The organism is Viridibacillus arenosi (assembly GCF_001955655.1).
Classification (GTDB): Bacteria; Bacillota; Bacilli; order Bacillales_A; family Planococcaceae; genus Viridibacillus; species Viridibacillus arenosi.
In genome coordinates this window covers 1-21,048 of sequence record NZ_MSPW01000013.1, presented here as the reverse complement: position 1 = coordinate 21,048, position 21,048 = coordinate 1, and the positions used below count along the sequence as shown (strand labels likewise).

Annotated in this window: 22 protein-coding genes; 16 read left to right on the top strand and 6 right to left on the bottom strand. The window is 36.6% G+C overall.

What is annotated here, in order from left to right:
• Positions 1–97 precede the first annotated feature (97 nt).
• Genes rlmD through BK137_RS18590 form a run of 3 tightly spaced genes read right to left on the bottom strand, consistent with a single transcriptional unit; the run spans position 98 to position 3,274 of the window.
• Positions 98–1,468, bottom strand: coding sequence for a 23S rRNA (uracil(1939)-C(5))-methyltransferase RlmD (gene rlmD, locus BK137_RS18600; protein ID WP_143691088.1), 1,371 nt, complete (start codon positions 1,466–1,468; stop codon positions 98–100).
• 33 nt (positions 1,469–1,501) lie between these two features.
• On the bottom strand, positions 1,502–2,323 hold the full coding sequence (locus tag BK137_RS18595) for a polysaccharide deacetylase family protein (protein WP_038178558.1): 822 nt from the start codon (positions 2,321–2,323) through the stop codon (positions 1,502–1,504).
• 51 nt (positions 2,324–2,374) lie between these two features.
• Positions 2,375–3,274 (bottom strand): TIGR01777 family oxidoreductase, encoded by a 900-nt coding sequence (locus tag BK137_RS18590; RefSeq protein ID WP_038178556.1) that lies wholly within the window; start codon positions 3,272–3,274, stop codon positions 2,375–2,377.
• A 181-nt stretch (positions 3,275–3,455) separates the two neighbouring features.
• Here BK137_RS18590 and recX point away from each other — a divergent pair, with 181 nt between their 5' ends.
• The 3 genes from recX to BK137_RS18575 are packed head-to-tail and all read left to right on the top strand — an operon-like array spanning position 3,456 to position 4,846.
• Positions 3,456–4,265 (top strand): recombination regulator RecX, encoded by an 810-nt coding sequence (gene recX / locus BK137_RS18585; RefSeq protein ID WP_038178554.1) that lies wholly within the window; start codon positions 3,456–3,458, stop codon positions 4,263–4,265.
• Positions 4,258–4,584 (top strand): YfhH family protein, encoded by a 327-nt coding sequence (locus BK137_RS18580; RefSeq protein ID WP_038178552.1) that lies wholly within the window; start codon positions 4,258–4,260, stop codon positions 4,582–4,584. The genes recX and BK137_RS18580 overlap by 8 nt, the downstream gene beginning before the upstream one ends.
• Position 4,585: 1 nt before the next feature.
• Positions 4,586–4,846, top strand: a complete 261-nt coding sequence (locus BK137_RS18575) for a YfhJ family protein (RefSeq protein ID WP_038178550.1) — start codon at positions 4,586–4,588, stop codon at positions 4,844–4,846.
• 237 nt (positions 4,847–5,083) lie between these two features.
• On the opposite strand, the gene BK137_RS18570 is transcribed toward BK137_RS18575, so the two are convergent.
• Entirely contained in the window at positions 5,084–6,061 is a 978-nt protein-coding gene (locus BK137_RS18570) for a metal-dependent hydrolase (RefSeq protein WP_038178549.1), read from the bottom strand.
• A gap of 128 nt (positions 6,062–6,189) precedes the next feature.
• Here BK137_RS18570 and mutY point away from each other — a divergent pair, with 128 nt between their 5' ends.
• The 9 genes from mutY (at position 6,190) to BK137_RS18525 (ending at position 15,806) form a co-directional block, all read left to right on the top strand.
• Positions 6,190–7,263, top strand: coding sequence for an A/G-specific adenine glycosylase (gene mutY / locus BK137_RS18565; RefSeq protein WP_038178547.1), 1,074 nt, complete (start codon positions 6,190–6,192; stop codon positions 7,261–7,263).
• Between the two features lie 65 nt (positions 7,264–7,328).
• Positions 7,329–7,517, top strand: a complete 189-nt coding sequence (locus tag BK137_RS18560) for a gamma-type small acid-soluble spore protein (RefSeq protein WP_038178545.1) — start codon at positions 7,329–7,331, stop codon at positions 7,515–7,517.
• Between the two features lie 136 nt (positions 7,518–7,653).
• A complete protein-coding gene (ntdP, locus tag BK137_RS18555; RefSeq protein WP_038178543.1) occupies positions 7,654–8,199 on the top strand; it encodes a nucleoside tri-diphosphate phosphatase in 546 nt (181 codons plus the stop codon).
• A 55-nt stretch (positions 8,200–8,254) separates the two neighbouring features.
• Positions 8,255–10,003 (top strand): ABC transporter ATP-binding protein, encoded by a 1,749-nt coding sequence (locus BK137_RS18550; protein ID WP_038178541.1) that lies wholly within the window; start codon positions 8,255–8,257, stop codon positions 10,001–10,003.
• 164 nt (positions 10,004–10,167) lie between these two features.
• The gene (locus BK137_RS18545; protein WP_038178539.1) at positions 10,168–11,187 is read left to right on the top strand and encodes an ABC transporter ATP-binding protein; all 1,020 of its coding nucleotides are present in this window, start codon (positions 10,168–10,170) and stop codon (positions 11,185–11,187) included.
• Complete coding sequence (locus BK137_RS18540) at positions 11,162–12,145, top strand: ABC transporter ATP-binding protein (RefSeq protein ID WP_038178537.1); 984 nt, start codon at positions 11,162–11,164, stop codon at positions 12,143–12,145. The genes BK137_RS18545 and BK137_RS18540 overlap by 26 nt, the downstream gene beginning before the upstream one ends.
• Before the next feature lie 31 nt (positions 12,146–12,176).
• A complete protein-coding gene (locus BK137_RS18535) occupies positions 12,177–13,790 on the top strand; it encodes an ABC transporter substrate-binding protein (RefSeq protein WP_038178535.1) in 1,614 nt (537 codons plus the stop codon).
• A 97-nt stretch (positions 13,791–13,887) separates the two neighbouring features.
• Positions 13,888–14,892, top strand: coding sequence for an ABC transporter permease (locus BK137_RS18530; protein WP_038178533.1), 1,005 nt, complete (start codon positions 13,888–13,890; stop codon positions 14,890–14,892).
• Positions 14,893–14,909: 17 nt separating this feature from the next.
• Entirely contained in the window at positions 14,910–15,806 is an 897-nt protein-coding gene (locus BK137_RS18525) for an ABC transporter permease (protein WP_038178531.1), read from the top strand.
• A gap of 50 nt (positions 15,807–15,856) precedes the next feature.
• Here the strand turns inward: BK137_RS18525 and BK137_RS18520 are convergent, their stop codons facing one another.
• Positions 15,857–16,948 carry an FUSC family protein gene (locus BK137_RS18520; RefSeq protein ID WP_038178529.1) on the bottom strand — a complete coding sequence of 364 codons (1,092 nt, stop codon included), beginning with the start codon at positions 16,946–16,948 and terminating at the stop codon, positions 15,857–15,859.
• Positions 16,949–17,137: 189 nt separating this feature from the next.
• On the opposite strand from BK137_RS18520, the gene bcp reads away from it, so the two are divergent.
• The 3 genes from bcp to perR all read left to right on the top strand — a co-directional run bounded on the left by bcp (position 17,138) and on the right by perR (position 19,248).
• Positions 17,138–17,611: a thioredoxin-dependent thiol peroxidase gene (gene bcp / locus BK137_RS18515; RefSeq protein ID WP_038178527.1), complete on the top strand. Its 474-nt coding sequence runs from the start codon at positions 17,138–17,140 to the stop codon at positions 17,609–17,611.
• 2 nt (positions 17,612–17,613) lie between these two features.
• The gene (locus BK137_RS18510; RefSeq protein ID WP_038178526.1) at positions 17,614–18,558 is read left to right on the top strand and encodes a D-2-hydroxyacid dehydrogenase; all 945 of its coding nucleotides are present in this window, start codon (positions 17,614–17,616) and stop codon (positions 18,556–18,558) included.
• 246 nt (positions 18,559–18,804) lie between these two features.
• The gene (gene perR, locus BK137_RS18505; RefSeq protein ID WP_179078290.1) at positions 18,805–19,248 is read left to right on the top strand and encodes a peroxide-responsive transcriptional repressor PerR; all 444 of its coding nucleotides are present in this window, start codon (positions 18,805–18,807) and stop codon (positions 19,246–19,248) included.
• Between the two features lie 117 nt (positions 19,249–19,365).
• On the opposite strand, the gene BK137_RS18500 is transcribed toward perR, so the two are convergent.
• Positions 19,366–19,722, bottom strand: a complete 357-nt coding sequence (locus BK137_RS18500; protein WP_038178495.1) for a YgzB family protein — start codon at positions 19,720–19,722, stop codon at positions 19,366–19,368.
• Positions 19,723–19,862: 140 nt separating this feature from the next.
• Between BK137_RS18500 and BK137_RS18495 the strand changes: the two genes are divergently transcribed.
• Positions 19,863–20,738 (top strand): nucleotidyltransferase-like protein, encoded by an 876-nt coding sequence (locus tag BK137_RS18495; RefSeq protein WP_038178493.1) that lies wholly within the window; start codon positions 19,863–19,865, stop codon positions 20,736–20,738.
• Positions 20,739–21,048 lie beyond the last annotated feature (310 nt).

Below are 21,048 nucleotides of genomic sequence, written 5' to 3'. Positions count from 1 at the left end.
TTATTAAAATGATTTAGGAGTTTAAATCTATGGAAGGGGGTAATAAGTAATGATAAAAAAGATTGAAGCTCATAAGAACTTCAATCTTTTTAATGGATTATTTCAATGTTAATAATGTGACTGATTCAACATGCGCTGTTTGGGGAAACATGTCAATCGGTTGAATATATTGAATGTCATATACTTTTGTAAGCTCCTGTAAGTCCTTTGCTAAAGTCGATGGATTACAAGAAGTATATACAAATCGTTTTGGTTTAACTTGTAAAATTGTATTTAGAAGGCTTGGTGCTAGACCTGTTCTTGGAGGATCTACTGTCAGTACATCTGGCACGAACTTTTCTTTGCGCCATTTGGCTAACCATTCTTCAGCAGAGCCTGTCACATATTTAACATGGTCAAAACCATGCTTTTTCGCGTTCAGCTTAGCATCTTGAATACTTTCAGGAATAATATCCATCCCACGTACTTCTTTTGCGTCCTTTGCCAACCAAAGGCCGATTGTACCAACGCCGCAATAAGCGTCAACAACAGTTTCTTTGCCTGTTAAAGCAGCTGCTTTTTTAATCTCATTATAGAGATGAACAGTTTGTGTAGGGTTAAGTTGGAAGAATGCACGTGCTGATAAATCAAAAGCAAGTTCACCAAGTTCTTCATGAATTGTATCTTTTCCAGTTAGTGTATATGTCTCGTCACCGAATATTAATGAAGTTTTTTCAGCATTAATATTTTGTACGATGGATACGACAGCTGGATCAATTTGTTTTAATCGTTCAACAAGCACTTCTTTTTTAGGGAAGTTTTTTCGCGTCGTAATAAGCACGAGTTGAACTTCACCGGTCTTTATTCCAGTACGAACAACAATTGTACGTACAATTCCTTTTGAGCGACCATCGTAAATGGGGATGTTAAGTTCATCTAAAATACGTTTTGTAGCCGTTGTGACTTTCGTTGTTGCAGGATGTTGTACAACGCACTCTTCTATGTTCAATAGTTTATGGCTATTGGCAGAATACAAACCAGCTAGTACTTTATTTCCAGGCTTCCGTACTTGGAATTGGCTTTTATTTCGGTAATGCCAAGGATCTTCCATGCCCATTGTAGGACGCACATTGATTTTGTTTGCTTGTGATTTTACATACTTTGTTAGAGCTTGAACGATGACATCTCGTTTTGCTGCTAACTGTCCTTTGTATGTTATATGTTGTAATTGGCAACCGCCACATTCCTCATAAACTGGACATGGTGGTGTTTGGCGTATCGGTGATTTTTTGTGAATTTTCACAACTTCCGCTTCTGCAAAGTTTCGATTTACTTTTGTCACTTGTGCAATGACGTCCTCACCAGGAAGAGCGCCTTTGACGAAAACTACGTTCCGCTTATAATAGCCGATTCCTTCACCATTAATGCCGAGCCTTTTAATTGTTATATTAAGTTTTTGTCCCATTTCCATAATTGATTGTTGCGTCAAAAATTACACGTCCTTTTTCGCTATGTCCATTCATTATAACGAACGGTCGTGTGTTTTGAAAGAACCAGCTAAACCAGCTTCTTTGTTTACAAGATTATTAATGGAATCAAATCGATAGCCTTTCTTGCGTGCAGCTTCGATGAATTTTGGTAAAGCTTCCGCATTATCAGGCGACACTGTATGCATGAGGACGATGGCACCAGGATGTAGCTGTGACATAAGGTTATCATATGAATATTTCCAGCCTTGAGGTTTGTCAGCAAGCCAGTCTTTAAAGGCAACTGACCAGAAAATGTGTCGGTAGCCAGCATCATTTCCTACTTGAAGTAGTTTTTCGTTAAATGAGCCTTCAGGTGGTCTTGCAAAAATAGTTCGTTCAACTTTTGTAATCTCTCTTAGCTTATCATCGAATTTCTTCCATTCCTTTAATATTTCTTCTTCACTTATTCTGGCCATATTTGGGTGCCCATATGAGTGGTTACCAATATCATGACCTTCTTCAATCATGCGCTTAACAAGTGGGGTAGCACTCGTTAAATAATGACCTGTCAGGAAAAATGTCGCTTGAATTTTTTCCTTTTTTAAAGTGTCCAGTATGCTTGCTGTATAGCCATTTTCATAGCCGTTATCGAAAGTTAGATAAATAACCTTTTCATCAGGACTTCCTTTATAAAGGGCGCCGTATTTCTCTAAGGTTTGATCAAATGCTGCTCCAGCTTCTGCTGGTTGTTCGTTTTGAGCTTTTTTAAAACCCCAATGAAGTTCATCTGCAAAAGCGCTAAATGGATTGACGGTGGCACCAATAAAAACAATAGCACTTGCAATGACGACTCCGAGCAAATGGTTTTTCCACATATTTAACGCAACCTTTCTATTTTTAAGGTAGGTTGCGCCAAGGAACGTTCTTTATGCGTACAAATTTTCTAAGGCCGCTTCAAGTGTTGGGTATTCAAAATGAAAGTTTTCTGTTAGTAAAACTTTCGGTAAAACCTGCTGTCCTTCTAAAACGAGATTACTTTTTTCCCCTAATGCAATTTTTAGTAAAAATGACGGAGTAGGAAACCAATGTGGTCTACTTAGAATAGAGGCTATCATTTCTCCTACTTGCTTCATCCGAATTGGATTAGGTGATGTTATGTTAAATGGGCCAACAATTTGGTCATTTTCTAATGCAAAACATAATGCAGATGCAACATCTTTGACATGAACCCAAGATACCCATTGTGAGCCAGAACCAACTGTACCACCTACATAAAGTTTATAAGGTAAAACCATTAGAGAAAGTGCACTAGAATCTTTACCTAAGATGACACCGAAACGTGCCATTGCTACACGGACTCCAAAGTTTTCGGCTTTTTTTGCTTCTTGCTCCCAGTGTTTGACTGTTTTACCTAAAAAGTCTTTTGCGACTTGAGATGAGCCTTCTGTGTAGGTTGCAGCTTTTGAAGATGGATAGATGCCAATTGCACTAGCATTAATCAGTACTTTAGGTTTCACATCAAGTGTTTCAATAATACGTAGAACTTCTTTTGTAGCAGAGATGCGACTGTCGTAAATGTCCTTTTTACGCTTATCTGTCCAACGACCTTCATTTAATGAAGTACCAGCTAGATTAATAAAGGCATCTATACTTTGTAAATGTTCTTCAGGCATTGCATTTTCTGTTAGCCATTGTATATAGTGAATACCATTTGCTTCATAGCTTTTTTTTCGCGTTAAGATAAAAACGTCATGACCTTGTTGTTGTAAAAGTTTTGTAAGCTCACGACCTACAAAACCTGTGCCACCTGCAATTGCAATTTTCATAATTTTGTCGTCCCTCCATGTATGATTAGTCAGTGAAAAAACATGAACTATTTGAATGCTCTAATCAGATCAAGTGTATTAGCTTTCCATACATATGTATGCTTTCATTATATGTAAGTATAGATGAAATGAAGGTAACTTAGAAAAGATGTATACTATATTTAAGTGAAGGAGTGTTTCGATGACTCGAGTAATCACAAAAATTACGCGCCAAAAGAAAAATCAAGAGCGCTATAATATCTTTTTAAATGAAGAATACGCTTTTAGTGTTGATGAAACCATTTTAATTCAGTTTGGCCTGACAAAAGGAAAAGTGATTGAAGGGCTCGAGCTAGATGAGATTGCCTTTGATGATGAAATTCAAAGAGCATATAATCGTGCACTGGGCTTTTTGAGTTATCAAATGCGCAGTGAATATGAAGTAAGAAAGAAGCTTCTTGACTTAGAATTTGGAGAGGCTGTTATTCAAGAGGCAATTCAAAAATTAAATAAACATGGCTTCTTAAATGATGCCACATATACAAAAGCACTTCTTGAAACGAAGAAGAAGACTGCAAAAAAAGGTCCTCGTGCAATTAGACAAGATATGCAGAAAAAAGGTATAGATAAAAAGTTACAGGAAGAAGTACTTGAAACCTTTTCTGAGGAAGAGCAGCTTAGCATTGCCTTGAAGCTAGGAGAGAAGGTAGCTTTTTCTGAACGACGTAAAACACCGACTCAAGTAAAACAGAAAATTCAAGATAACTTAATGCGAAAAGGCTATTCCTTTGCGATAATAGAGCAAGTGCTTGAACAAATTGAATTTTCACGAGAAGATGATGAATGGCAACAAATGATTCAAGTACAAGGTGACAAAGCATGGCGTAAATATGCTACGAAATATAGCGGATATGATCTGCATATGCGTGTAAAGCAAACTCTATATCAAAAAGGCTTTCCTGCTAATATTATAGAAACTTTCATAGAAGAGAAGGAGCAAGAAAATGGATAAAAAATATAGCGATATGACACCATCAGAATTACGAACAGAAATCGCAACATTAAAAGAAAAGGCGAGAAAAGCAGAGCAACTAGGCATTCTCAATGAATTTGCCGTTTATGAACGAAAAGCATTGATGGCGCAAGCATTTTTATTGAACCCAGATGATTTCAAACCAGGCGAAATGTATCGTATTGAAGGTGATCCAGGTGTGTTCTTCCAATTGGAATACTTAAAAGGACGCTTTGGATGGGGATATCGACTTGGTGGTGATCATTATGAAGAAGCATTACCAATCTCAATGTTAACACCAGTAAAGGAAGGTATGTAAATTGGAATCAATAGTAGATCAACTTGTATTGGAACTAAAAGATAGTAATGAATTATTAACAGAAGAACGTGCACGCGTGTGGATTGAATTATTATGGTCTGATTTTGAAGCGACATATGCAAAAGCAGGTTATGATTATCAAGGTGCTGAAATGACGGAGAAAATTATTCGCCAATGGATTCAAGGCTATGGTCATCAACTACATGAATTCGCAGGACGTAATCCAAAATACGCTCACTTACTAGACGCAACTGACAACTGATTACAATAAACTGACCGCTACGTTATTATGTAGCGGTCAGTTTATTGAGGGTGTTTATTAGTTGATAGCATTTTTAAAATGAGATGCTTGATTGAAAATTGATAAGCTTATATTTATAATGCTCATCAAGCAATTTCATTAGAAACAATAAAAGCTGCCGATTTCGGCAGCTTTTCTAAAGGTTTGATAAGTTAGTGCAACAGTTGGATTGCTGAATTGGCCGCTTCAGCATTTAAGTTAATCCACAACCAGTTTTTTCCGTAGTTTGTCTTCGCTAAATATCCAGCCTGTGTATGATTGGATAACATCATGATTGTCGTTTAGTAGTGCGACGGCTACGAATGGATAATGATTTTCGCTTCGATAACGTAGATCGATTAACCGTACTTCATGGTAATTATTTTCAAGCTCACTTACTTCCCAACGATATAACGGAGAGAATGATACGAATGCAGCTAAATTGGAATCTTCTAACGCTGCGTGGAATAATGGAGTGTCTGGTAGTGGTTCTATTGGGAATTTATCATATACGGTGATAGATCGCCCATAAGCTCGTCCGACATAGTGAGTGGAGCTTGAGTTTACTGCAACACGCCATTGGAAAAAGCGCATTGTTGGTGAAAGTATTATTTTCTCGGCATCTGGAATGGTATTTTTAACAGCATGCTTAACTGCTTGCTGTAAGGTAAAGCGGATTAAATAGTAAATCACAATAATGCAATACAAACTGGTTATTGTCCAAACGGGATCAGAGCCAAACGCCCATAGCATTAGCGCTATTACATGTAATCCAAAAATTATAGGATCGAATGTATTAATAACACCGAGCGCAATCCATTTCTTTGATAGTGGCCGAAATGCTTGTGTTCCATAAGCGTTAAAAATATCAACAAAAACGTGAAGAAAAACAGCCAAAAATGTCCAAAGCCATAGATGTAATATATTAGCACCTTGAAATAACAAAGATAACACGCCTGTGATTAGAATAGGCCATAATATAACAGCGGGAATTGAATGTGTAATCCCTCGATGGTTCCGAATATAGACAGCATTATTACGCAGTTTTAAAACTGTATCGATATCGGGTGCTTGTGATCCAATGATTGTTGCTGTAATAACTGCAGCTGTTGTCATGGAACTACCTGCTACTACTGGGTCAGCCAATGCTAAACCACCTAGTGCAATACCCATTACTAAATGTGTACCTGAATCCAAAAATAATCAGCTCCTTAAATATTGGGAGAGAAATTGTTTCAATTTTATTAGATAAAAATTATCAGTTGGTTTACATTTTATAGCTTTATGCATTTTTAAAATAAATCGAAAATACCTAGGAGGAAAAAGTGTACTATCAATATAAACATCAATTCCAACAAGCATTAGTCGAGTGGTTTAAAAAAGAAAAACGGGATTTACCGTGGAGAAAAACGACAGACCCTTATAAAATTTGGGTATCAGAAGTAATGCTTCAACAGACAAGAGTCGACACGGTTATCCCATATTATGAACGATTTTTAAGTGAATTTCCAACAATTCGACATTTGGCAGACGCTCCAGAGGAGAAGTTGTTGAAGCAATGGGAAGGATTAGGATATTATTCACGTGCACGCAATTTACAAGCTGGTGTTCGAGAAGTAGTCGAAAATTATAACAGCAAAGTACCTGACAATCGACCAGAAATTTCTAAACTAAAAGGTGTTGGGCCATATACTGCAGGAGCGGTTCTTAGTATTGCCTATAATAAAGCAGAGCATGCTGTTGATGGCAATGTTATGCGTGTTCTAAGCAGAGTTTTACTAATTGAAGAAGATATTGCACTTCCCAAGACTAAAAAAACGTTTGAAAATGCTGTTATGGAACTCATTGATCCAATTCATCCATCCGAATTTAATCAAGGCTTAATGGAGTTAGGTGCGATGATTTGTACTCCGACCTCTCCAAAGTGTTTATTATGCCCAGTACGAGAATTTTGTACAGCTTTCAATGAGGGCAATCCTGAGAAGTTACCTATTAAAACGAAAAAAATAAAGATGAAGCACATTCCATATGACGTGTATGTTGTGAGAAATACTAAAGGCCAATTTTTAATCGAAAAGCGTCCTGAAAAAGGACTACTAGCGAATATGTGGCAATTTCCAATGATTGAGCAAAAAAATGATACCGATACTACAAACGAAACGACATTAGCAGAACAATATAGCTTAAACTTATTATCACGCGAAAAATTAACTTCATTCAAACATATTTTTTCACATTTAACTTGGCATATAGAAAGTTACTTTGTTAGTTGTGAGGAGCAACAAATCATACCTAATAATTGTCAATGGTTTACGGTTGAAGAGATGGCTGCTTTGCCAATGCCAGTACCAATGCAAAAAGTGTGGCAAAGATATCAAATCGAATTATCAAATTTATAAAGGAAATATTACCAAGAATAAATATCTCCAAGCTACGCAAATTAGATAGCACGGAGGTGATTTCCATGAAAAAGAATCAAAACAGTGCAAACAAGTCACAAAATAATGCGCAAAACAACGCGCAAAACATGTTTGAGGAGTTTGGAGCTGAAACTGATTTCAGCGAAGTAGCAAAGCAAAATAATAAAGCTGAGCAAAACAAGCAAAAAGCTTCGGGTAAATTTGCTAAGAATAATCAAAATAACTCGAACTAATCATGGGACACACCCTAATGAGCGAAGGCTTTTGGCCTTCGCTTATTTTTTGCTACAAGTTTTTATTCATGATTGTTATAATGTTAAGCAAAGAGCGCTTTTCCAATAAGTGTTTATCGAAAAGGTGGGCATTAGCATGGCGATTCCATTAGAAGGTGAAACAATACAAATACATAGTTATAAACACAATGGCCGTATCCACCGTGTCTGGCAAGAAACGATGGTATTGAAAGGCACAAAAAATATAGTCATCGGAGCGAATGAACGTACACTCGTAACGGAGGCGGATGGTAGAACATGGTTAACACGTGAACCGTCCATTTGTTACTTTCATGCAGAGCACTGGTTTAATATTATTTGTATGTTGAGAGAAGATGGAGTATATTACTACTGTAATATGAGCTCTCCATTTGTTTTTGATAATAACGCTATTAAGTATATTGACTATGACCTAGATGTAAAAGTGTTTCCCGATATGTCTTATACTTTACTTGATGAAGATGAGTATGAACAACATAAAAAGGAAATGAGTTATCCATCTGTAATTGATCAAATATTGAAATCAAATGTTGATAAGTTACTTAGTTGGATTCACCAAAGACGTGGACCATTTGCGCCTGACTTTATAGAGGCTTGGACGAGCCGTTATCAATTTCAAAGAAAGCTTCATGATAATGACTAATAAATGCCTGTTGGTGAAAACCAGCAGGCTTTTCGCTTGAAAAGGGAGTGACTTTTTGGACAGTATTAAACGCTATATGCGATTCGTAAAGCCTTATAATTGGGAGATTCTATTAACACTTGTTATAGGAATTGTTAAATTCGCAATCCCATTATTTATTCCGATATTAATCAAAATTGTAATTGATGATATTGTGATGGCCGAAAATTTAACAAACGATGAAAAAACGTTACAGCTTTTCTATTGGCTTGGCGGGACAGCTGTTGTATTTTTTGTTTTAAGACCACCGATAGAATATTATCGTCAGTATTTTGCTCAGCATGTGAGTAATAAGATATTATATGATATTCGCAAAGAATTGTATGGACATCTCCAAAAGCTAAGCATGAACTATTATGCAAATTCACGTGCTGGTGAAATTATTTCCCGTGTCATTAATGATGTGGAGCAAACTAAGAATTTTATCATGACTGGTCTGATGAATGTTTGGCTGGATTTAGCAACAATTCTAATCGCTATTGGGATTATGCTAACATTAGATGTGAAATTGACGTTAGTAACGTTAATCGTCTTTCCATTCTACGCGTTTTGTGTAAAATATTTTTTCGGTAGATTACGTGATTTAACACGCAAACGCTCACAAGCATTAGCAGGAGTACAAAGCTATTTACATGAACGTGTTCAAGGAATGAGCATTATAAAAAGCTTCACATTAGAGAAGCATGAACAGAAATTTTTCGATGAGACAAACGGGGAGTTTTTAGACAAGGCACTTGATCAAACCAAATGGAATGCTAAAGCTTTTGCTGTGATTAATACGATTACTGAAGTAGCTCCGTTACTCGTTATTGGTTTTGCAGGTTATATGGTTATTCAAGGCCCCCTTTCTGTTGGTGCGATGGTAGCGTTTGTTGCTTATATCGATCGCCTATATGGACCATTACGTAGACTTGTAACTTCTTCAACGACATTAACTCAATCAATCGCCTCGATGGATCGTGTATTTGAGTTGATAGATGAGAAATACGATGTAGAAAACCAACCAAATGCCGCTGCACTACCTCCACTAAAAGGGGATGTACAATTTGAAAAAGTATCATTCCGATATACTGAAGATGAACAGAAAGTATTGAACAATGTAAGCTTTAACATTCAAGCAGGTCAAACAATTGCGCTAGTTGGAATGAGTGGTGGAGGTAAATCCACGATAGTCGGACTAATACCTCGATTTTACGACGTGGTGGAAGGTGCTATAAAAGTTGACGGAATTGATATTAGAGAGGCAACAATCCATTCGTTACGCTCACAAATTGGAATCGTACTACAAGATAATATTTTATTTAGCGATTCTGTTAAATCAAATATTTTAATGGGACGTCCAGATGCATCTAATGAGGAAGTAATTGCAGCGGCCAAGGCAGCTAATGCTCATGACTTCATCATGTCACTACCAGAAGGGTACGATACGAAAGTTGGAGAACGTGGTGTTAAATTATCTGGTGGACAAAAACAACGAGTTGCTATCGCCAGAGTCTTTTTGAAAAATCCACCGATCCTTATTCTGGATGAAGCAACATCAGCATTAGATTTAGAAAGTGAATCACTAATTCAAGAATCATTAGACAAGTTAGCTCATGATAGAACAACAATCGTTGTAGCTCACCGCTTATCAACAATCACACATGCCGATCAGATTCTAGTTATAGATCATGGTGAACTAAAAGAACAAGGTACACATGAGCAACTGATAGAACAACAAGGAATTTATCATAACCTGTTCCATATGCAAAGACTAGATGCATAATGAAGATGAAAAAAAGACTTCTCATTTATGGGAAGTCTTTTTTTGTTATAAAAATACTTAAATATGAAAAGTATTGCAATTTTTCAAATTAACAGTATAAAATAGATAAAAAGAATTGAATATTTAGAAAATATCGAATTATCGAATTAAAAAGGAGGGACTAAATGAGTGATCGTAAAGAATTACTACGAGTGAGAGGACTTCAGACGACATTTTTCACAGATGATGGTGAAATCCCTGCAGTAGATAATATTAATTTTTCGGTAAGAGAAGGTGAAATACTTGGCATTGTAGGTGAGTCGGGCTGTGGTAAGAGTGTAAGCGCTTTATCAATTATGGGGCTTGTACCATCTCCGCCGGGTAAAATTACAGATGGACAAATAGAATTTGATGGCAAGGATTTAACTAAGCTTTCTCAAAAAGAAATGCGTAAAGTACGAGGGAAAGATATAGCGATGATTTTCCAAGAACCAATGACGTCACTGAATCCGCTATTTACAATAGGGAATCAATTGATGGAAGCAATTTTAATCCATCATAAAGATTGGTCAAAAAAACAGGCTAGAAATCGTGCTATTGAAATGATGAAGTTAGTAGGTTTACCAAGAGCTGAAGAGTTAATAAAGGAATACCCACATCAATTATCTGGTGGTATGCGCCAACGTGTGATGATAGCGATGGCACTTGTCTGTGATCCAAAAGTACTTATTGCAGATGAACCAACGACAGCATTAGACGTAACGATTCAAGCACAAATTTTACAATTAATGAAAGACCTAAATGAGAGATTGAATACAGCAGTTATTATGATTACACATGATTTAGGCGTTGTCGCAGAAACGTGTGAGCGAGTTGTCGTTATGTATGGAGGGCAAGTAGTAGAAGAGGGTCCCGTCAAATTATTATTCAACGACCCACAACATCCGTATACAAAAGGACTTATTCAATCTGTGCCAGATATGCGCTTTAAAAAACAACGATTATATTCCATACCTGGAAACGTGCCAAAACCGGGATCTGTTCGTACTGGTTGTCGTTTTGCTGCTCGTTGTGAATTTGCATTCGAACAATGCCGTGTAGAAAATCCGAATTTATATCAAACAAGCCCAGAACATAAGACGAGATGCTTCTTGCACGAAAGAAAGGAGGTGTCCGCAGTTGACAGAGCCGTTGTTGAAAGTTAAAGGGTTGAAGAAATACTTTCCGATTCGCCAAGGTACACTTGGAAAAGTATCAGGTCAGGTCAAAGCGGTTGATGATGTTTCCTTTTATGTGAATGAAGGTGAAACGCTTGGGATTGTAGGGGAATCCGGCTGTGGTAAATCTACTACGGGTCGTATGCTTATGAGATTGCTAGAGCCAACAGAAGGAAGCATTGAATTTGACGGTAAATTACTATCCGATTTAACAAAAGAGGAAATGCGTAAAGCTCGCCGTGAAATTCAAATGGTTTTCCAAGATCCTTATGCCTCACTAAATCCTCGACATTCAATAGGCAAGATTCTAGAGGAGCCTCTAATTGTTCATGGTATTGGAGATGCAAAAGAACGTAAGAAAAGGGTCAATGAGCTCCTAGAAATTGTTGGTCTCAGTAGCTATCATGCCAGACGATACCCACATCAATTTAGTGGGGGACAAAGACAACGTATTGGTATAGCAAGAGCGTTAATGACAAATCCGAAATTGATTATTGCAGATGAACCTGTTTCAGCTTTAGACGTTTCGATTCAAGCTCAAGTTTTAAATTTAATGCAAGATTTGCAAAAGGATTTAAAGCTTACTTATATATTTATAGCGCATGATCTAGGTGTTGTTCGTCACATCAGTGACCGTGTAGGGGTCATGTATTTAGGGAAGATGGTTGAGCTAGCAGATAGTGAGTCTTTATATAGTAAACCATTGCATCCTTATTCAAAGGCTTTATTATCAGCAGTTCCTGTACCAGATCCGAACTTTACACGGGAGCAAATATTGATAACAGGGGACATTCCAAGTCCTTCAAATCCTCCTGCGGGATGTACATTCCATACAAGATGTCCATTTAAAATGGATATTTGTTCGAAAACAGTACCTGTATTAAAGGAAGTTGAGAAAGGTCATTCTGTTGCTTGTCATTTATATAATGAGCAAGGTCAACAATGATAATAGAGCAAAGTGTGGAGGGGTTATGTATATGAGGAAAAAGAGATGGTTAGCGCTAGGCTTGATGTTATTACTAGTGTTGTCTACAGCATTAGCAGCATGTTCATCCGATGAAAAGGATGATGTTAAGGGCGATGATAAAGGCGGCGGAGAGAAAAAAGAAAAAACGTTAGTCTTTGGTCGTGGGGGAGATTCTGTATCACTTGATCCTATTGCTACAACAGAGGGAGAGACTTACAAAGTAACAGAGAACTTATATGAAAAACTAATCAACTTTGGTGAACAAGATACAACATTAAACCCTGGTTTAGCTAAGTCTTGGGAGGCTGCTAAAGATGGTTTAAGCTACACATTTGACTTACAAGAAGGCGTAAAATTCCATGATGGCACTGATTTTAACGCTGATGCAGTAGTGAAAAACTTTGAACGCTGGATGAACGGCGATGCAGAGAAATTCCCTTACTTTAAATCAGTATTTGGTGGCTTTAAAGATGATAAAAGTCTAGTAATCAAATCTGTGAAAGCTGACGGTGATTTAAAAGTAGTTATCACTTTAAAACAACCTCAAGCTCCATTCTTGAAAAACCTTGCAATGAGTCCATTCGCTATTGCGAGTCCGACAGCATTTGAAAAGTTTGGTGATAAATTTGGGGAAAATCCAGTAGGTACTGGACCATTCAAATTTGTCTCTTGGAAACGTAATGACTCAATTACAATTGAAAAGAATCCAGATTATTGGCAAGAAGGATTACCGAAACTAGATAAAGTGGTATTCCGTTCTATGCCTGATAACTCTGCTCGTTTAAATGCTTTAACAACAGGTGAAATCGATTTAGCAGATGGTATTAGTCCATCGGATGCTGCATCGATTGAAGGTAATGCTGATTTACAATTACTTAAACGTCCATCTATGAACATTGGTTATCTTGGTTTAACTGTAACGAGACCACCTTTTGATAATGTAAAAGTTCGTCAAGCGATGAACTATGCAATTGATAAGCAAGCGATTGTTGATGCTTTCTTCGAAGGTCAAGCTGAAGTTGCGAAAAACCAAATGCCGCCAGTAATTGGTGGTTACAATGACGATGTTAAAGGCTATGAATATGATCCAGAAAAAGCTAAGGCTCTATTAAAAGAAGCTGGCTATGATGGTAAACAAATCGAATTATGGGCTATGCCTGTGCCACGTCCGTATATGCCAGATGGCCAAAAAATTGCTGAAGCAATTCAAAAGAACCTAGCTGACGTTGGTATGAAGAGCAAAATCGTTTCATATGAATGGGGCGTATATTTAGATAAAGCTGAAAAAGGGGAAGCAGATGCATTCTTACTTGGCTGGACTGGCGATAACGGAGATGCTGATAACTTCTTATATGCCCTTCTTGATGAGGATAGCATCGGCAGTAACAACTACTCTTACTACAAAAATTCTAAAACACACAAATTATTAATTGAAGCTCAAACAGAAGTAGATGAAGAGAAGCGTAATGCGATATACAAAGAAGTTCAAGAAATCTTTAATGAAGAAGCACCTTGGGTTCCGCTGGCTCACTCTACACCACTATTAGCTAGTAAATCAGATGTCATTAACTTATTACCACACCCAACTGGTTCTGACAGATTAGAAAAAGTAGATTTTAAATAAGCTAGACAACTAAACTACGCCTTTCGCTTATTTGGCGGAAGGCGAGTTTTTTCAAACGAGAATTATTCAACACGATTGAGATGGAGAGGTGAAGAAAATGCTTCACTATATTGGAAAAAGACTACTACAGTTAATCCCGGTTTTGCTCGGAATGACCTTTATTGTATTTTTAATAATACGTGCAATTCCAGGTGATCCTGCTCAAGTAATTTTAGGACAGCAGGCTACAAAAGAAGCGAAAGCGGCATTGCGAGCAAGCCTAGGATTGGATAACCCTTGGTATATTCAGTATGTTAATTATTTAGGTGATCTATTGACAGGTGATTTAGGTGAGTCGATGCGTACGAAAGCAACGGTATCAAGTGAATTGTGGCCGTATTTAGCAGCGACATTTGAATTGGCTCTTTTTGCAATGATTTTAGCAGTAATCATTGGTGTGAATGCAGGAATTGTTTCAGCATGGTTCCAAAATTCTTGGTTTGATTATTTTGCAATGATTTTAGCACTTATCGGTGTATCTATGCCTATTTTCTGGTTAGGTTTAATGGGGCAGTGGGTATTTGGTATTCAAATGGATTTACTCCCTACATCAGGTAGAGAGGATGCCAGGAATCCTGTCGATCCTATTACATACTTGTATGTTGTAGATACGATTATTCATGGTCGATTTGATCAGCTTTGGGATGTATTAAAACATTTAATATTACCAGCAATTGCATTAGCGACAATCCCGATGGCAATTATTGCGAGAATGACACGTTCGAGTATGCTTGAAGTGATGCGTTCTGATTATGTTCGAACAGCACGAGCTAAAGGGCAAAATATGTTCTGGGTTGTTTACAAACATGCTCTCAAAAATGCCATCATTCCTGTATTAACAGTAATTGGTTTGCAAATGGGACTATTATTAGGTGGTGCTATCCTTACTGAGACTATCTTTAGTTGGCCTGGTATTGGTCGCTACATTTACGATGCTATTGGATTCCGTGATTATCCGGTTATACAATCTGGTATATTAGTGATCGCTTTTGTTTTTGTTATGATCAATTTAATCGTAGATATTTTATATAGTTTTATTGATCCGAGGATTAAATATGACTAAGGAGGGGGGAGTCCGATATGTCTGAAATGGCACCGAATGCAACTATAGATGTAGTTATTAAACAAAATCAATCGGTTGGTCCATGGAAAGAAGCATGGCGTAGCTTTAAGAAAAGTAAAGCTGCGCTTGTAGGGGCAGTAATTGTTGCATTCTTCATCCTTCTAGCTATTATTGGTCCATTGTTAGTTACAGAGGGAATTAATGATCAAGTGTTAAAGGACCGTTTACAGCCACCATCAGCTGATCATTGGTTTGGTACAGATGATTTTGGTCGGGATATTTTTTCACGGGTCGTTCACGGCGCCAGAATATCACTATGGGTTGGTTTTTCTTCAGTTATTGGTTCTGTTGTAGTAGGAAGTATATTGGGGATTATTGCTGGTTATTATGGTCGCTGGATTGATACCATCATCTCACGAATTTTTGATATTATGTTAGCATTTCCAAGTATATTACTTGCGATTGCAGTTGTATCAATACTTGGTCCATCTTTGCAAAATGCTTTAATTGCTATTGCAATTATTAATGTTCCGAACTTTGGAAGACTCATTCGTTCAAAGGTATTGAGTATAAAGCAAGAAGAGTATATTACTTCTGCAAAAGCGATTGGTATGAAAGATGCGCGGATTCTTTTTTCGCATATATTACCGAATTCGATGACACCGGTCATTGTGCAAGGAACACTTGCCATCGCATCTGCAATTATTGAAGCGGCTGCACTTGGTTTTCTTGGACTTGGAGCAGAAGCACCTACACCAGAGTGGGGTAAAATGCTAGCTGATGCACGTATCTATTTAATCAATGCTCCTTGGACTATGATTTTCCCAGGTTTAGCGATTATGCTAACTGTTCTAGGGTTTAACTTAATGGGGGATGGTTTAAGAGATGCTCTTGATCCTAAAATGAAAAATTAAATGATAAAAGCATCCAATGTATCGAGTAAAACGATACATTGGATGCTTTTTTAGAATATGCTGTCTTCAATTTCAAGTTTAATTTCATCACCATGGTGATTTTGATATGACATAATAAGAGTATCTAAATGCTCTAAGTTTTCTTCGTAATCTAAAATACGAGAGAGTATATGCAGTAAATGATAGCTTGAAAATTCTTCGTCCTCATCATTTTCGCGTGAAATTGCAATTTGTTCTGCGAAAATATCCATTACTTCGTTTCTTTGTAAATATTCCTCTTGACCAATCCAAGCCTTATGATCAGGCTTTAGTTTCCCAGAATATTTCAAAAAGAGTTGTTCGTGATAAGTAAGTAGGAAATCTAAACGTTCTTGAATCATAATATGAAACTGCTCAGGAAGTTTTGATAACTCGTTCTCATGTAAATGTAGTCTTTGTAAAACTTCTAAACTTTTCTTCGATGTTGTAATCATTTGTCTATAAACAACAAGCTTTCTTGCTTTTACATGCTTTTCATTTTTTATATATCTACGTTCTTCCTTATAAAATAAATATAACTGGTTGAGTTTCAAATGATGCTCTTTTAATTTCCGCAAAGACTGTTTTGTTGATGTATGTTCAGATGCTTGACGAACTGCAAGACGAGTCCAGCGAATAATTTCATCCTGCAACAGATTGATGGATTGAAATAATCTTGTTTCATAACGAGGTGGTAAAAATACTAGGTTGACGATGAATGCTGCAAGTACCCCGATGAGTACTGTAACAAATCGAATCAAACCGAAAGTAAGAAAATCATCACCTTGAACTTCTAAAATCGCGATGACGGTTACAAGAGATAAGGAAATACAATTTTCCAAACCAAGTCGAATGACGATAGAAATAGTTATGATAGCAGCTAATCCAACGGCTACATATTGATGGCCGAATAGTAGACCAAATGAAACAGCTATTGCAGCACCGATTAGATTCGATTGTACTTGTTCTAAAATTGTTAAATAAGAGCGATAAATAGATGGTTGGATTGCGAAAATAGCAGCAATGCCGGCAAAGACGGGTGATGGTAAGTTAAGCAAATTTGCAATATATAGTGCAAATACAATAGCTAAACCTGTTTTTAAAATACGGGCACCTAATTTCATTTGAAATGGGTAACCTCTCTTTCTGTATACTAGTATTCCGCTACTTTAACCGATTACCTCAAGATGGTCAACAACGGATTATTCATGAGCTTAATTAACTTATGATAGTAACCTATAGTGTAGACAAAAAAACGACGTTTCTTCAAAAAATTGATACAATTATTGTAAAAGTGAATAGGAGGATTAAATATGACTGTACTAGAAGGACAACAAGCACCAAATTTCACTCTGAAAAATGAACAGGGTGAACTGGTATCGCTCGCAGATTATAATGGAAAGAAATCGGTAGTGCTCTATTTTTACCCAAAAGATATGACACCTGGTTGTACAACAGAGGCACGTGAATTTAGAGACTTTCATAGTGATTTCTCTGATTTAAATACTGTTATTTTAGGAGTAAGTCCTGATGATGAAAAAAGACATGAGAAATTTATAGAAAAACATGGTTTACCATTTTCGCTATTAGTAGATGAGGATCATGCAGTTGCGGAAAAATACGGCGTTTGGAAATTGAAGAAAATGTACGGACGTGAATATATGGGTATCGAACGCTCTACTTTTATGATAGACGAAAATGGGGTAATTATTAAAGAGTGGCGCAAAGTCCGGGTGAAGGGACATATTGAAGATGTGCTAACTTATATACGGGAGAAGGGGGAATAGTTATGATAGTATATTTTACTTTTGATCCAAGACCAGATTTAAAAGAGGGACTAATACAAGATTTCCCTACGATTGATTTTATCTTCCATGACAATATGGATCATACTGTATTAAAAGAGGCAGAAGTTATAGTTACTTATGGTGAAGATATTGAAGCGGAGCAAATAAGGTTAGCGAAGAAGCTAAAATGGATAATGGTTGCTTCGGCAGGGATAGAGAAAATGCCTCAAAAGGAAATTGCTGAACGTGGTATTGTTGTTTCTAATGTACGTGGCATTCATAAAGTCCCGATGGCAGAATCTGTACTTGCCCACATTCTATCATATAAACGTGGACTCGCATGGATCTATGAACAAGAGCAAAAAGCTGAATGGAACCGTAAGTCTAAAGCAACGGAACTTCATGGTTCTACCGCTCTTATTTTAGGACCGGGTGCAATTGGTTCCGAGATTGGCCGATTGTTGCAAGCTTTTGGCGTACATACTATAGGGTGTAATCGCTCAGGAAATACGGCAGATTATATGGATGATATGATTTCTTTTAGTGCATTGCTAAAGGAATTACCAAGTGCTGATATAGTTATTTCGGTCTTACCAAGTACTCCAGATACACAACATTTATTAAATAGTGAACATTTCAAAGCGATGAAAGGTAGTGCATTATTCATGAACTTTGGCCGCGGCGATTTAGTATCCACAGATGTATTGATAAACGCATTGAATGCAGGAGAAATCGCACATGCAGTTTTAGATGTATATGAAGAAGAACCGTTACCAGCAGATCATCCTTTTTGGCAGATGAGTACTGTTACTGTTTCGCCTCATGTCTCAAGTCATTCTTCTAGGTATTTGGAGCGTAGTTTAGAGATTTTCAAACCTAACTTAACAAAGTGGCTAGAGGGAGATACAGACCTTATTAACAAAATGGATATTACCAGAGGTTATTAGTCAGGAACTTTTATAGTAGTAGGTGAAAGTATCATTAACTAGGAGCAATTGAGAATGATACAAGGAATAAAATGATATATTTTTGATAATTAGAGCTAATTTTTGATGCTTAGTAAATTATCCTTATTAAAAACCAGAACAAAAAGGTGACTCATAGATGGATATGTTGACATTTGCCCTAGTTTTTAAGTAAACTAATTATAACAATTATAAACTAATAATTTTTATGAATTGAGGTGCATGGCGATGACTGAAGTGCAATTGAAAAGCGCTCTAGACACGCTAAAGACAACAGGCGTAAGGATCACCCCCCAACGTCATGCTATTTTAGAGTACTTAATCGAAACAATGTCACATCCAACAGCTGATGAAATATACAAAGCACTTGAAGGGAAATTCCCTAATATGAGTGTAGCAACGGTTTATAATAATCTTCGTGTATTCCGAGAATCAGGTTTAGTGAAAGAATTAACATATGGTGATAGCGCAAGTCGTTTTGATTTTGTTACAAATAAGCACTATCACATTATTTGTGAAGGTTGTGGGAAGATTGTAGACTTCCATTACCCAGGACTTGATGAGGTTGAACATTTCGCCGCTCATGTCACTGGCTTCAAAATCAACTCGCACAGAATGGAAATTTACGGAACTTGTCCGACGTGTTCTGAGCAAGCTACGAAAGTTCAATAAGTAAGGGAGCTACTTAACTGTCAAGAATGACACATAGGTAGCTTCTTTTTATGGTAAACTATTTAATGGTTTTTCAATAAAAAACCCCCGTTACAATTTAGTAACGGGGTGAAGGCATTAATCATTACGCTTTGTGCGATTGTTTAATGATTGATCAAACTCTTGTCCTTCTAATGAAGGATCTAAAGTAAGTGGTTCATTGCAATACATACACATATCTACACGTCCAAGCACTTTTGTGTGTTTATGGCACCCCGGACATTCTACTAATACTGCTCGGGTTGAAAGGAATCCAATCCATCCATATACAAAAGTACTTCCAAGAATACAGAGGATACCTAGTGTCATGAAGATAATAACTAACCATTGGTGTTCTCTGAAGAAAATGGCGCCGTACATGATGATAAAGCCTATAAATATGAGAGATAAAGCAAATGAACGGATTTTATTTATCTTATTTTTATATGGTTTCATTTGTAAGCCTCCTAATCTACAACATACTATAACACAAAATGATATCGTAATATGAAGTGAAAATTTTATGCAGGAATCTTATTATTTTTGTCGAACGTTTAAGACAGAGTAAATTGACTATTGACTATAGGAGGATCATTATGGAGCAGCTACTACGACCCATATACCAAGAACGAGCAAGTCACCCGAATACAATAGGTGTAATTTTAATAGAAAAAAGGGAAGAAGTTAGCCCGATAACAGATACATTTGATACGGTACTTCTTATTATTACAAAACAAAGTGACCGACCAGTCTTTACGAAACATTATACATTTAAAGATAAAAAAGCTGCTATGCACATTATTACGGAGAAGCAGTTAAACAAATGGTTATTAGTAGGAACTAATAAGAAGATAGTCGACTGGCTATTCTTTGGAAAAGTATTATTCGATCGTAATGAGTATCTTTTTAATTTAAAAAAGGAACTGAAGGAGTTCCCTTTTTATGGTCGGAAAATTAAAATGGGTATTGAGTTTGCAAAGCTTATACGAAGATACTTAGAAGGTAAAGTATGTTTCGAAGAGAAAAATTACTTAGATGCCTATAATCATGTTGTTGAATCATTGCATCATTTAGCTCGACTTGCTGTAATGGATAAAGGAATGTACCCTGAGGTTACAGTGTGGTCGCAAGTAAAACAAATTGATCCAGCCATTTATAAATTATATGAAGAACTTATTACAAGTGAAGAATCGTTGGATAAACGATTAGAGTTATTATTTTTAGCAAGCGAGTTCTTTATTCATTCTCGTACTGCAGATGGAGCAACACATGTAATAGAAGTAATGTCTAAGAAAGACTTTTGGACAATTCAAGAATTGCATGAACAAGAGGAGCTGAAAAACTATTCAGTTAACCTTGAAGTTTTCATCGAATACTTAATAGATAAAGGCTACATCTCTGTAGAGCGTGTAGAGACTAAAGGAAATAACATATATCATAGAGATTATAAGGTTGAAGAAATCGCTGAATAGTTGTATATTAATTGAGGCGTTTAAAACGCCTCGGATTTTTTTAGAAAAAGTGTTGACATGAGTATCGACACTATTGTATTATATTAATTGTCGCTAAGACGTGTTGTTAAAACTTAAAACTTTCACTCAAAAAACTTTTTCAAAAAAGTTATTGACATCAAAAATGAAAGATGTTAAGATATTAAAGTCGCTGCAACAAGCGATTACAATAACAACAAAATGAACCTTGAAAACTGAACATGCAAGACGTTAATCAATAAATGTTTTTGAACATCAACTCTGTTGGTGGATCAAAACGAAAATAGATATC